Source organism: Nostoc sp. FACHB-152, from assembly GCF_014697475.1.
Taxonomy (GTDB): Bacteria; Cyanobacteriota; Cyanobacteriia; order Cyanobacteriales; family Nostocaceae; genus Nostoc_B.
The window spans coordinates 25753-36666 of sequence record NZ_JACJRV010000074.1 but is presented as its reverse complement, the minus strand read 5'-3'; the positions used below and the strand labels follow the sequence as shown (position 1 = coordinate 36666).

Here is a 10914-nt window from a genome sequence, read left to right as displayed (position 1 = left end):
TTAACTTCGCCTAGTCTGGGTACTGGTGTTGACATCTCACAATATCATTTTGATTTAGTATTCGGTGTCTTCCATGCCGTCAGTCAAACCGCCACCGAATGCGCTCAACAGTTGTGGCGTTATCGCCCGAAAGTGCCGATTCATGTTTGGGTAGCTCCTAAGCCACCATTCGGTTACAAAGAAACCAACCCTACCAAAATCAAAGAACGGCTACTTCAAACGAATGAAATTACGGCGTTTTTAATCAAAATCGACCGTGAAACAGGCAAGCGTGGGGTGGAGAAAGATTGGGCATTAGAAGCTTACTGTCAAATTCAAGCTTCTCGCCACCAATCAATTAACAATCTTCGGGCTGACCTGAGATCGCTGTTGTCCGACATGGGCAATACTATCGTACCTGCCGGAGATCATATTGATGTCGCAGCTTGGGAATCCTTAAAATATGCGGCTGATGCCCTAGATGCTGCTCACCATCATGCTGTCGCCAAAGCCAATACCATCTCAAGAAGTGAGTACCGCGCACGGCAAAGTAAGGATTACCTCTCTCCCGATGAGGCTTACGAGTGTGAGAAGTTCCGGATTTGGGATTCCTACGGTATGGAAGTCACTGAATCTCTGGTGGAAAAAGACAACGGCGGTCGGTTAATAAGTGCGATCGCATCTTTAGAGGCCATTTTATCTCCATCCCAAGAGACAATTCTGGATTCTCGGACTAAACAAAAATACCCCGCACCACCAACTTTTGTCAGTGATAAAGACTTATCCGAGCGAAATAAATTACCATTCTGCACAGATTGGGGGAATTACTCTGCTAAGTGGTTAGCTCGTTTCAACTTAGGACTACATGACATTCTCAAACGATTAGTCACCGGAGAAGAAATTACTGCTGCCGACGAACAACTATTACTTATGACTCACATCGCAAAACAATGCGCTGCTCACATCAAAACAATTTTGGGGTTTACTATCCCAAGTGATTGCCAACCAATTTGGTTATTGGCCACTTTGGTCGCGCAGTTAGGACTAAGTTTAGTTTTTCGCAAATCTGGGCCTCGCGGAATGCAGGTTAAACTATTTTCGCTTTCAAAATCCGAATTGGATTTTGCATTACAAGTTATCGCTCACCGTCAACAGCAACGGGCTGATTACGCCCAAATACAGTCCTCACAAGGGGTTGAACCTGTTTCTTCTTCCGTATCCACCCCCCCCACAAATGGTATACAGAATCCATTAGTGGAGGGGGCGGATACTACGCCTTCTTTGAAAGCTATTGGAGCTGGGGGAGAGGTGCTGCTGGGGGAGAGAAACTTTGCAAAATCCCCCCCCAGCCCTTCTTCAAGCGATGCCTGCGGCAACGTCAAAGACGAACGCACTACTCTACTTCACTGTGTAGAAACACTTCGCTCTGGCATTGCTTTAGGAGCCTCGGCTATCAAAGGAATCCTCAAGCGATGGGCCACTGATTGGCGGTGGCACGTTGTGTTTCAACTGGAGGCTGTAGCACAGGATGAATTGCAGGAGATCACGCTTGCTTTCCCTCAGTTTTACGACTGGCTCTCTGAGGATATGCTGCCTGTAGAGGGGGGCTGAACTATTATCAAAGCTGACGACTCACTATCACTAATTATTACCTTTCACTTCAGCAACATTACGTTAACTGTGCTGCTGTCCCTTGCAAATTTGTTTTTTGAGGAAAATGAGGTTAATGCCTTTGCTGAACTTATTTTTTGACCACTTCGACTTTCGAGGGTTTCTCGAAGTCGTTTTCTTCAACTGGGGCTAGCAGCGATAAAGATGATACCGCTCCTAATATTTGTTCTTCTTTCACCTCCAAATACTTGTAAAGCTCATCCAAGGTGCGATGTCCAGAAATTTCCTGAATTACTCTTAAGGGAATGCCGGCATTACTCATGGCTGTGAGTGCTGTGCGACGAAAGCTGTGTGAACTTACGCCCTCAATTCCTGTTCGTTGGCAAGCTACTCGCACTATCCACAGTGCCGAATCTCGGTGCAGGTGGCTATTAGCCCTAGAATGATCTGGATTTCCCGGAAATAGCCACAGTGAATCATCTCGTGGTTGATATGCTTGTAGCCTGATTCTCAATTCTTGAATTACAGGTATGGCGCGCGTAGCCAGTTTATTTTTTGTATTCCCTTTGCGAAAAGTGATTTTATTTCTGACTTTTCCTCTGGAGTCATACACATCACGCTTGAGCAGGGTCACTGCTTCCGAAGCCCGACAAGCGGTGTAAAGCATCACGGCAAATAACGCTTTGTCTCGTAGTGAGTCTACTCCCTGCGAGAACAAAAGTTGAATTTCTTCTGGCGAGAGTATTTTGGCTCTGCCGTGCCTATCAATCTTCAACTTGCCTCTTTAATTACCGCCCCCGTTGTTTTCTCATTATCCCAGTCTAGGGGGACAGATTTTTTCTACTTGTGCGTGGCATAGGGGAAACGCACTCAGGCTGATGAAGTGAAAGTAAGTGGGAGCCTCCTTGCGGAAATAGGTGAAGTTCTCTCCGGTTAACAAGAGCGCTCCTCTGTGCGAAAGTTATGTTTATAGCGTGTAGTTGTAGCAGGGTTTGAAAGTCCAGCTAAACTCTGTACAGTTGAGATATCAACACCAGCATTTAACAAATCCCAAATGAATGTCTGCCGCAAATCGTGAGGCGAGAATGGTTTTATACCAGCTTGTTCACCCCGCTTGTGTAAAATGAATAACACTGCTTGGGGTGTGAGCCGTTGGTAAACTACACGTCCAGACTTGTTAACTTGACACAGTAGAGGGCCATCTGTGAGAGTTCGGATTTCAATCCAATCATTAACGATAGCGAGCGCACTCTTAGATAAATAAACAGTCCTCTCAACTCTTGGGTGAGCCGAGCAGATTTTGATTTCTCCATGATGATGAAAATCTTTTTTATCCAGCCCAACTACCTCAGCCCGTCGCAGTCCAGCACCGCGAAGGAGAGCGATGAGTGCCGCATCTCTAAAACCTGCTGGGGTGAGATCGCTAAAACAAGTGTGCATTAAAGCATCAATCTCGTTCTGATTAAGCACCCGTCTGCTCCCTTCTTGAGACACTTTCACACTCTTGATGTCAATAGCACGGGCATAATCAATCGGGTTGATCAACTCTAAGAGGAGAGCTGACTTCAAAGCTCCCCTTAAGGCGCAGAGTATCCGGTTAACTGTTGCTGGCTTGTAATTTTTGATCAGTGTTGCGCGCACAGATGTGGTGTGTTTGTAGCGTAATCCTGACCAATTCAAAGTCAGATAGTCAGCTTGATTCTGGGTGAGCAATTGGGCAATCAGGTTGAGCGAGTGCTTCATTGTCGGTTTCGACCCCGGACTTAGTTTTGAGAGATAAACAATTGCTGGGTGTTGGGTTAAAGGTGGCGTACTCGTCAAAACCAATGACGTAACAGTGTTGGTAGACATTGCGAATCATAATCTTCTAAAAAATTATATTCCGCACAGTTATATTTTGATAAGTAATCCACACTCATATAAGCAGGCATAGCCGTATATCTGTATCTGCTTTATGTAGGCGATCACTGTTTAATAAGTCAAAAGACCTCCTTGTTGTGCTTGAGCAATCTCTTGTTCCATGCTGGGAGAATTTTTGTGTTGAAGGAGGCGATTGAACTGTATCAATTAAATGTTGGGCTGTAATTAATGCAGGGCAATGCTTACGCTAAGGAGCTAATCAAAAATTTAGATGTTCCACAGATGATTTTGTCAAGTGCGAGCGCTGTCTTCACTTCATGAGTGTGTAAGCTACTCAAGTTTTGGGAGAAGTCAGAGCAATGCTAAAATCACCAATACAAGTATACTACTATTGTATTTATGACTGAACCTGCTACTACCCAAACCCACAACGGTACACCCACAAACCCAACTCAAGAATCACTACAGCTGGCCCGTCGATTTTCAAAAGCAATTGAAGAGTTTAACTGGATGGTAGATTATGTGAAGTTTTGCGAGTTGTTGGAATTGGAACCCAGCGAGTATGCAGATCAGGAATACCAATATTTTCAGCAGTTAGCGGAAGCTCTTACCCGATTTGATGCTGAATCACTTGCAAAAATGATTGATGCAGGTCAAGGGAATGGGTGAGTTGATAGCAGCTACCTGATAAAACTTGGAGTTATGGAGCATTAAGAAACAGGGTAAATAATTTCTTACCTGGGATTGGCACAATCCTGGTATAGCAGGGTGATGAAGAGCCATTGTTGCATATCTCTATTATGCGATCGCTCCGACTTCGCAAGGAAGTTATGCAGTATTGGCTCTTGAAACTCTTAATAAATAAGGCTTAAGAACGAAGTAATCAAGTTTTTCTTAATTAAATTGCTTACTTGCCTCCTATTTTATAGATATTAAATTGATTTTCAAGAGCAACGCATAGATAAAAGCCTATGACAAAACCAGATGATAAATCTAGGATTCATCGTGCGAAAACGGAAAAACTATACGCACTTTGCAAAGGTTTGACTTACTAGCATCGTGCGATCGCTACTCTCGATTACCAAGGTTAAAGTGTGGGTATTCGCGGCGATGATCCCAACTTGTTTGGCGATTCGGTTCGCCCCTACAAAAGTTGGCGGCAAGCTACGCAAGTATGAATCAGGATTCGCGCCGAAATTGGCTTCTCCTCAAGAGTTGTTCGACACTAAGGAGGATGAGCAGTGGCCCTACAGATGCTCTGGCGATCTCATGCATCGACCAGTTGTGGTTTAGCAGGTTGGGGAGTGCTGTAACAAGCGTGACTACAATGAGAAGCATTGGTAGGAACATGACCAAATTTCGCTCCCAAGCAGATTTATCGCGTAGTCTGGCTTCGCTTCGTAGTATACCTTGATGCCAAAATCGAAAGGTACTCAGGATAGAGGCAAGGTATAACAGTCCAGCATTTACTAGCAGGCTCGTTTTCTGGTTGGGAGTGATGTCAGAATGCTCAAGTATGACCACCGTTAGGCAAACTGCCGCTGCTAGATACAGAAAAGTAAACACACTAAAGTGTCTCATTAGTTTCTCCTTGGCTTCAAGGAGGACAGACTGTAGGGCAAACGCATCTAAATTATACTTGAATATACTTGAGCGAGTGGCAATGAAAGCTGACTTTAACTTAAACGCTGATACTAGCCGCTTTCCCTAAAATTCGGACATGGGCTAGGCGATCGCGGCATTAATGTTTTCTATGAGTGTCAAAACAAAGTAAACAGCGTCAGATAAACACTAATGAAGCCAAATCAAATGATACCTGAAAATGCAATTGAGGAAATTAACGAATATTCAGAAAATGGCATCATCAAATCAGCATATTATTTGGTCAACGGCGAAAAAATTGCTTATCGTGCTTGGAATGAGAATCAAATATGTATGGAATATGAGATAAAAAACGAAAAAATGCACGGTTTATTTCGCACATGGCATGATAATGGAAATTTGTGTGAAGAAAGCTTTTATGTTGAAGGAAAAGAACATGGAATTAACAAACAATATGATTATGATGGTAATTTCATCGGGAGTTACGAACTGTATCATGGTACAGGTGTTGATTTATGGTATTCAGCAAAAGGTGTGATTAGCGAAGAAAGATATTTAAAAGATGGAGAACGACACGGGTATGAAAGATGGTGGAATGGGGATAATAAAACGATTTATCGAGAACAGCATTTTCAAAATGGTAGAGAACATGGAATTTATCGAGAATGGAATCAAAAAGGTTCTCTGCGTCGAGGATTTCCTCAATATTATGTAAATGGGGAAAAAGTGATAAAAGCCAAGTATTTAAAAGCTTGTATTCAGGATCAAACCTTACCAAAATTCCAAGAAGTAGATAATTGTAATTATCGAGAAAATCCAGCTATTTAAATCGAAGAAAATAGAGCAAAGATGTCTACCATCAATTAGAGTGAGGGATGGTGTGCCATAAATAGTTGCCCTACAATTGAGACATCAAAACGGCGATCGCACAGCAAGAGCCACAAGAGTTCCCCCCCAGAGCGATACCCAGCCGAAACTCTCAAAAGACTATATCTGCCTAACTAAATCGGCAATATTCAATTGCGACCATATCTAGAGGGAGCAACTCATCCAAATGTGGGTTGCAGACAAGCGAAAAATTTTTCTAAAGCAAGAATAAGGATTTGAGCCACTTGAGCGGAGAAATATGGCGATCGCTGCCCTTGCATACTGAAATTACTGTAAAATATTGTCGGTTCGCAGACTAAGTGAAAAATTGTCAACGGAAGAATAGGGTTTCTGGCTTGTGTTGTCGCAGACTAAGTGAAAATTTGTCGCAGACTAATTGAAAATTTCTTTTGATTCTGCACGTAACTGTATTGTAGTATTTTTATCTTAACCTTAGTACAGCCCACCTTAAATGAGGTACGGAATTCACTTTTGGAATGAGTAGCGTCTAGTGTGATATCTCCGCTAATTTACCACGTCGATATTGATATGACATTTTTCGGCTTCAGCAAAGCCTAAAGCTCTTGCTTCGGCTGGAATATCAAGGCTAAAACCAAACTCATTTCTACCAACAGTTAAACAATAGTTTTTATAACTGTAACAAATATTAGTTGCTGCACTGTAACCTGCTTCTTTTGCTTCACTGTCTAATGATTTAAAGACTTCCAGTGTAGATACTTTAAATAACTGATCTATATTTGATAAGGAATGCCACACATTCTATTTTGAGGTGGCAAACCTAACGCTTTACATACTTCGTGATTAGGGCAGTTCTCTGGGAGTTCACCCGTCATCACTTTGCAGTCTATAAATCACCAACAATCTTTCTCCTGAATTTTAGGCATATTTAATTAGATGTTTTCAATTATTAGGATACTTAAAAATCAGTTAAATTTTAGCAAAGTTATCTTATTTTTAGACTATATTACCCTAAAATAAACGTTAGAAATAAATCGAAATTTTCTAAATTGTTATTAAAGCAAAAAGGAGAAAATGAATAACGTTATTATTCCCATCGAATTTGAACTCGCGGCAATAAAAATAGCTCAAGCGCATTTCCCTTGGCTACGTTTTAAAGTATCTCCTATCCAGGAGAAGGGAAGAGTCTACAATCGCTCATCAGACGCTATTTATTTTGAAGCTTACTTTCAAAATAGTTTGATTGATTATGATCCTCTCCACAAACATAATTACTATCCTAGTTTTAACTTTTACTTGTTGCCAGGAAAGAAACTAATTCAGTTAAGTGGCTGGTGGCGCGATCAGGTGTTAACTTTCATCTACGCACCATTAGACCCAGAACCATACAATAAGCACTGGCAAAATGACAAAAACTTGGCTGTACCTTGCCCCTATCCAGACGGCGATAAATTTGAACAGATGGCAATCGCTTTATTTTCTTTAGTTCAGGAGTATTTAGTAATGTAATCTCGCTCAATTTGGGACTCCCACCAAATGATGGTGTCCATCTTCAAACTGGGGAATTTACCAATAATTTTCTTTGATCCACTATTGGTGATTCTTCTCACCCCGTTTGCCAAAGGCTTTCTTGCCCCCAATCTAGTGATAATCTCTCCAGCCTAATTGATCCACGCTCATTTTCAATTAGTCTGCGACAATTTTTCACATAGTCCGCGACAATTTTCACTTTGTCTGCGAACCGACACAAGTTAGATAAACAAGCAATCTCAAAAAAATAATTTTATATCGTAGATTATATCGGACAAAAGATAAGGGTACATTATTTTGTGTAGCGGCGTGATCGGGTATGATGGGGGAGGTCGCAAGTCGCAGGTCGCAAGTAAGAATGTGGAATAGGTGCAATCATGGATAAAAATGTGGGGATTGTTGATAAAAGTAAGGTGTTTGCCATCCGAATTATTAAAGCTTGCAGTTTTTTGGATGAAAAGCCAGGGATATGCCGCACATTATCAAAGCAACTGTTACGTTCTGGTACGAGTATTGGTGCGAATGTACGAGAATCGCGGTCGGCTCAGTCAGATAAAGATTTTTTGCACAAAATGGAAATTGCTTTAAAAGAAGCACGCGAAACTGAGTATTGGTTAGAAATTTTGATTGAGTCTGAAGTTGTTGAGAAGTCTAAATTTTATCCATTACTTCAGGAAGCTAATGAAATAGCGAAAATACTCATTGCTTCTACCCGCACAATTAAACAGAGGTTAAATGGCAGCAAATCGAACGGCAGGAGAATGGAGGCGGCAAACGAGAATTAGTAATTTAACCCTGAGTAGAGAATAAACATATAGATAATTACCTGCGACCTGCGACTTGCGACTTGCGACTTGCGACCTGCGACTTGCGACTTAATGAAACAAATTTATGGTGAACAATCCAGAACTGAGTAATCTACCGCCAATAAAGCTAATTCCGTTGAATGGTGAAACAGCGCAAGGAATACCGCGTCCAGAGAGAGCGCGACCAACAACAGATATTCGCCATGTAAAGGTACTAGAATTTCTCCGCAGCAACAATCTGTCGGTGAATAGCCGGAAACTGTACGAACGAGAACTGAAGCGATTTTTGGGATGGACGCAGCTGTCTTATCATGAACTACGCCCACGTCACTTGGCATTATATAAAGAATATTTGCGAGATGAAGTGCGGACTGAAGCAGGTAAAGGACTGTCAAAAAGCAGCATTAATGCCGGGATTTCAGCACTCAAAAGCTTTTTCAAGTGGATGTGTTGCACATATCCTGACATTATGGCAACGAATCCGACACTAGGGGTGAAACTAGAAAAAATTCCGTTACCACCAGCCCAAAGCTTAACCCCAGAACAGATGGAGAAAGTGTGGGCGGCATTGGAGTTATTAGGAGAAACAAAGCAGCGAGATACAGCACTGGTACACATTCTCTCTCATGGGTTAAGAGCAGGGGAAGTTGTAGAGTTAAATGTTGGGTCATTTGATGGCAAGCTGTTGTTCTTACCGGACACGAAAACGAATGAACCCCGCTTAGTACCACTGCGAAAACAAAGTCGGGAAGTATTGCAAGAGTATTTGCTTACGCGCAGTGAAACTGGTGAAGAATTAAACAGCCTGACCCCGTTGATGATTTCACACCATGCGTCATATAAAGGTGAACGCTTGAGTTATCACGGAATTTATTTTGCAGTGGAGAAAATAGGTTCGCTTGCAGGCATTGAAGAACTACACCCGCACTCATTTCGACACACTTACGCTACTGACTTATTACTGTTGGGCGTAGATCCGGGACACGCCAGAAAACTGACAGGACATCAAAGTGAGAAAGCATTTCGACGTTACACACTTCGCTCGGAACAAGAAGCGGCGATCGCCGCTTACTATCGAGCGATAGGTGAAGAAGAAGAGGAGTAAGGTATGCCAAAGCCGCTTGATCCCAAATGCCAATTATGCGCCAAAATGCCGACATCGAAAGCAAAAGTACTACATGGTCAGGATGGGGATGGCTGCTGGAATCCGAAAGTGTGCCATAATCGCCGCTCGTTTTATCGCCATCGCAGTGATGATAAAAAAGGAGAAATAGATAAAATTACGGTCGAGCCACCAGCAACATATTATGCAGTGCTTTATCTATATAAAGAACCAGGAGATAAACCGTTACACGCCTTGAGTGCAGAACTATGGCTAGGGCAACAACCCGTTTGTCGGCTAGAGCCAATTCATTGCTTTGGATTGACGGCGGGAAAAATCCGAGCTTATACAGATCAAGTGTTGCAAGCATTTGCCAGACAATATGGTATTTCACTGTATCAATATAAGGATATGTTTGAGATTAGCCCCTCTCATTGTCCAGTGCGTCCTTGTCCCCTGCATCCTGACTGATAATCATGACCAGCTATCGCCAGTTAACAATTTGGGATGTGCTAGATGAGGTATCCTCAGCCCCGCCCACCTCGTCACTAGCCCCAGTGTGGGAGTGCTTAGACACAGAACTAGAAAATTTACCAACCGAAGCACAGTTATCAACGGCTGCGGCAGCGTTTTATCAAATCGCAGATATTTTACTTTCTCGTGCTGGGTTGTTGTTAGAAGATGTACAAGCTCAGAATGATACTGAGGGGCCAGTGATTAGCACAGATATATTTGCTGGTTTGGTAAGAACAACGATGCAACTGGATTTGGATGACTTAATAGAAGAACCGCCACCTCAGATTTTTAGACCGCATGGGCCACACCAGTTTTCTTATCCTATCAGTAAGGATGATTCAATAGCCGCACCTGTGGAGAAAGAGAATATCTTGACCTTGCTGGACATTCAGACTGTAGAGGATGTTCATCGGTTGGCAGGGGATGAGGATGTAGATAAGTGGACTAGAGCGATCGCCCAGTACCTGGAACAGACTAAAAGTGAAATAACGCTGACTTTACTACAACAGAAATTGAAAATGCCGATGGTGGAGGTATGGCTGGGATTGTTGCTTGGTGGTTTTACCTTAGAGCAGCGTGGGGATTTTTATGAAAATAAAAATATTTGGATATTAATGACCGACTTGAATAAATTAGATATCTAATAAATATTAGCTCAGTTAAATTTTGGTGCTAAATTTTTACTTTTAAATTACAAATATGGAATCTCTAAACCGTTCAGAAATTGCCCGAAAAATGGTGAGAGAATACGACATCATATTAACTCCTAGACAAGAGCAGTATGTTATTGCTCACCCATTTACACCTGATGTTTTTCCTGTCGCAGTTGGTGACGATGGAGGCATTGTTTATTATCAATGTGAAGTACCAATCACCAGAAAAGGCGATTTAATTTTAGTAGGTCATAGATATGAGACTTGGCAAGAGGATAGCGTATTAGTAAAATCAATGGAATTAAAAAGATATTTACATCAGTTTAGGTGGAATATAACTGTAATCGATTCTTTTGGGGATGAAGAGGAACTGATGGTTTGGGAGTTTAAAACAATTTGTTTTTGATGT

13 protein-coding genes and 1 pseudogene are annotated in these 10914 nt (G+C 42.1%); 9 read left to right on the top strand and 5 right to left on the bottom strand.

What is annotated here, in order from left to right; genetic code table 11:
* Window positions 1-1590 (top strand): annotated as a pseudogene (locus tag H6G76_RS29460) (bifunctional DNA primase/helicase); the annotation flags it as partial.
* A 130-nt stretch (window positions 1591-1720) separates the two neighbouring features.
* On the opposite strand, the gene H6G76_RS29455 reads toward H6G76_RS29460, so the two are convergent.
* Window positions 1721-2365, bottom strand: a complete 645-nt coding sequence (locus H6G76_RS29455; protein ID WP_190708965.1) for a tyrosine-type recombinase/integrase — start codon at window positions 2363-2365, stop codon at window positions 1721-1723.
* Between the two features lie 158 nt (window positions 2366-2523).
* Entirely contained in the window at window positions 2524-3441 is a 918-nt protein-coding gene (locus tag H6G76_RS29450) for a tyrosine-type recombinase/integrase (protein ID WP_190708964.1), read from the bottom strand.
* Between the two features lie 408 nt (window positions 3442-3849).
* Between H6G76_RS29450 and H6G76_RS29445 the strand changes: the two genes are divergently transcribed.
* The gene (locus H6G76_RS29445) at window positions 3850-4119 is read left to right on the top strand and encodes a hypothetical protein (protein ID WP_190708963.1); all 270 of its coding nucleotides are present in this window, start codon (window positions 3850-3852) and stop codon (window positions 4117-4119) included.
* Between the two features lie 353 nt (window positions 4120-4472).
* Here the strand turns inward: H6G76_RS29445 and H6G76_RS29440 are convergent, their stop codons facing one another.
* Window positions 4473-4622: a hypothetical protein gene (locus tag H6G76_RS29440; protein ID WP_190708962.1), complete on the bottom strand. Its 150-nt coding sequence runs from the start codon at window positions 4620-4622 to the stop codon at window positions 4473-4475.
* Window positions 4623-4629: 7 nt separating this feature from the next.
* The gene (locus H6G76_RS29435) at window positions 4630-5031 is read right to left on the bottom strand and encodes a hypothetical protein (protein WP_190708961.1); all 402 of its coding nucleotides are present in this window, start codon (window positions 5029-5031) and stop codon (window positions 4630-4632) included.
* Window positions 5032-5244: 213 nt separating this feature from the next.
* Here H6G76_RS29435 and H6G76_RS29430 point away from each other — a divergent pair, with 213 nt between their 5' ends.
* Window positions 5245-5880, top strand: coding sequence for a toxin-antitoxin system YwqK family antitoxin (locus tag H6G76_RS29430; protein ID WP_190708960.1), 636 nt, complete (start codon window positions 5245-5247; stop codon window positions 5878-5880).
* Between the two features lie 564 nt (window positions 5881-6444).
* On the opposite strand, the gene H6G76_RS29425 is transcribed toward H6G76_RS29430, so the two are convergent.
* On the bottom strand, window positions 6445-6696 hold the full coding sequence (locus H6G76_RS29425) for a hypothetical protein (protein ID WP_190708959.1): 252 nt from the start codon (window positions 6694-6696) through the stop codon (window positions 6445-6447).
* A gap of 276 nt (window positions 6697-6972) precedes the next feature.
* Here H6G76_RS29425 and H6G76_RS29420 point away from each other — a divergent pair, with 276 nt between their 5' ends.
* From H6G76_RS29420 to H6G76_RS29395, 6 genes are all read left to right on the top strand, one after another.
* On the top strand, window positions 6973-7407 hold the full coding sequence (locus H6G76_RS29420) for a hypothetical protein (RefSeq protein WP_190708958.1): 435 nt from the start codon (window positions 6973-6975) through the stop codon (window positions 7405-7407).
* Between the two features lie 398 nt (window positions 7408-7805).
* Complete coding sequence (locus H6G76_RS29415) at window positions 7806-8213, top strand: four helix bundle protein (protein WP_190708957.1); 408 nt, start codon at window positions 7806-7808, stop codon at window positions 8211-8213.
* A gap of 106 nt (window positions 8214-8319) precedes the next feature.
* A complete protein-coding gene (locus H6G76_RS29410; RefSeq protein ID WP_190708956.1) occupies window positions 8320-9339 on the top strand; it encodes a tyrosine-type recombinase/integrase in 1020 nt (339 codons plus the stop codon).
* 3 nt (window positions 9340-9342) lie between these two features.
* Window positions 9343-9807, top strand: coding sequence for a hypothetical protein (locus tag H6G76_RS29405; RefSeq protein WP_190708955.1), 465 nt, complete (start codon window positions 9343-9345; stop codon window positions 9805-9807).
* Between the two features lie 5 nt (window positions 9808-9812).
* Window positions 9813-10496 (top strand): hypothetical protein, encoded by a 684-nt coding sequence (locus H6G76_RS29400; RefSeq protein WP_190708952.1) that lies wholly within the window; start codon window positions 9813-9815, stop codon window positions 10494-10496.
* 55 nt (window positions 10497-10551) lie between these two features.
* A complete protein-coding gene (locus H6G76_RS29395; protein ID WP_190708950.1) occupies window positions 10552-10911 on the top strand; it encodes a hypothetical protein in 360 nt (119 codons plus the stop codon).
* Window positions 10912-10914: the final 3 nt, after the last annotated feature.

Excerpts from the sequence above, each read along its gene's own strand:
- H6G76_RS29395 (WP_190708950.1), top strand. The coding sequence starts at position 10,552 with ATGGAATCTCTAAACCGTTCAGAAATTGCCCGAAAAATGGTGAGAGAA.
- H6G76_RS29450 (WP_190708964.1), bottom strand. The coding sequence starts at position 3,441 with ATGTCTACCAACACTGTTACGTCATTGGTTTTGACGAGTACGCCACCT.
- H6G76_RS29430 (WP_190708960.1), top strand. The coding sequence starts at position 5,245 with ATGAAGCCAAATCAAATGATACCTGAAAATGCAATTGAGGAAATTAAC.
- H6G76_RS29435 (WP_190708961.1), bottom strand. The coding sequence starts at position 5,031 with ATGAGACACTTTAGTGTGTTTACTTTTCTGTATCTAGCAGCGGCAGTT.
- H6G76_RS29445 (WP_190708963.1), top strand. The coding sequence starts at position 3,850 with ATGACTGAACCTGCTACTACCCAAACCCACAACGGTACACCCACAAAC.
- H6G76_RS29405 (WP_190708955.1), top strand. The coding sequence starts at position 9,343 with ATGCCAAAGCCGCTTGATCCCAAATGCCAATTATGCGCCAAAATGCCG.
- H6G76_RS29415 (WP_190708957.1), top strand. The coding sequence starts at position 7,806 with ATGGATAAAAATGTGGGGATTGTTGATAAAAGTAAGGTGTTTGCCATC.
- H6G76_RS29400 (WP_190708952.1), top strand. The coding sequence starts at position 9,813 with ATGACCAGCTATCGCCAGTTAACAATTTGGGATGTGCTAGATGAGGTA.
- H6G76_RS29410 (WP_190708956.1), top strand. The coding sequence starts at position 8,320 with ATGGTGAACAATCCAGAACTGAGTAATCTACCGCCAATAAAGCTAATT.
- H6G76_RS29420 (WP_190708958.1), top strand. The coding sequence starts at position 6,973 with ATGAATAACGTTATTATTCCCATCGAATTTGAACTCGCGGCAATAAAA.